The organism is Syntrophaceticus schinkii (genome assembly GCF_000946815.1).
In the GTDB taxonomy this organism is placed as follows: domain Bacteria; phylum Bacillota; class DSM-12270; order Thermacetogeniales; family Thermacetogeniaceae; genus Syntrophaceticus; species Syntrophaceticus schinkii.
Genome location: NZ_CDRZ01000097.1, coordinates 1 through 1,099, shown reverse-complemented (window position 1 = coordinate 1,099; position 1,099 = coordinate 1). Strand labels below are relative to the sequence as shown.

Sequence of the window (1,099 nt, the reverse complement as noted above, 5' to 3'; positions counted from 1 at the left end):
CCGGAGGAAGGTGGGGATGACGTCAAATCATCATGCCCTTTATGTCCTGGGCTACACACGTGCTACAATGGCCGGTACACGGAGGGTAGCGAAGGGGTGACCTGTAGCCAATCCCACAAAGCCGGCCCAAGTTCGGATTGCAGGCTGCAATTCGCCTGCATGAAGTCGGAATCGCTAGTAATCGCGGATCAGAATGCCGCGGTGAATACGTTCCCGGGCCTTGTACACACCGCCCGTCACACCACGAAAGCTGGCAACACCCGAAGCCGGTGGCTTAACCGGTCTGGAGGTCAGAGGCCAGAAGTCGGAAGTCGGAAAGAGGAAAGAATTCGTAGACACGAATTCTGATTTCAACAGCTACCATAAACCCCTCAATAATCTGACATCTGACATCCTGCATCTGACTTCCAGATCGGAAAGAGCCGTCGAAGGTGGGGCTGGTGATTGGGGTGAAGTCGTAACAAGGTAGCCGTATCGGAAGGTGCGGCTGGATCACCTCCTTTCTAAGGAGTATAAACGACACACACGACTGTTTAGCTTTGAGAGACCCCGGGCCTATAGCTCAGTTGGTTTAGAGCGCACGCCTGATAAGCGTGAGGTCGGTGGTTCGAATCCACCTAGGCCCACCAAAATAGAGGTCGGAAGCCAGAAGTCGGAAGTCGGTAAAGGGAAGAAATTCGCCTTAAGGCGAATTTCAACGATTAATCCGACATCTGACATCCTGCATCCGGCATCTGTTTTTCGTGGGGGAGTAGCTCAGTTGGGAGAGCGCCTGCCTTGCAAGCAGGAGGTCGGCGGTTCGAATCCGCTCTTCTCCACCAAACTGTTCTTTGAAAAACGAATATCGAGATACTACATCTAAAACCGAAAGAAGAAGCCTTTTACTGTGATTGGAAAGAAAGAATACCAGGTAAAGGCGACTGGCGGCAGCAATGCAAGCTACTAACGCATATGGTGGATGCCTTGGCGTCAGGTGCTGAAGAAGGGCGTGGTAAGCTGCGAAAAGCCTCGGGTAGCCGCAAACAGGCGTTAATCCGGGGATACCCGAATGGGGAAACCCGACTGGGCTAAAACCCAGTCAATCCTTACTGAATCCATA

Annotated in this window: 2 tRNA genes and 2 rRNA genes; all 4 read left to right on the top strand. The window is 52.4% G+C overall.

Annotation, left to right across the window (positions count from 1 at the left end):
* A 16S ribosomal RNA gene (locus SSCH_RS05440) occupies positions 1-503 on the top strand; the annotation flags it as partial.
* Positions 504-551: 48 nt separating this feature from the next.
* A tRNA-Ile gene (locus tag SSCH_RS05435) sits at positions 552-629 on the top strand.
* 116 nt (positions 630-745) lie between these two features.
* A tRNA-Ala gene (locus SSCH_RS05430) sits at positions 746-821 on the top strand.
* Between the two features lie 111 nt (positions 822-932).
* Positions 933-1,099 (top strand): 23S ribosomal RNA (locus tag SSCH_RS05425); the annotation flags it as partial.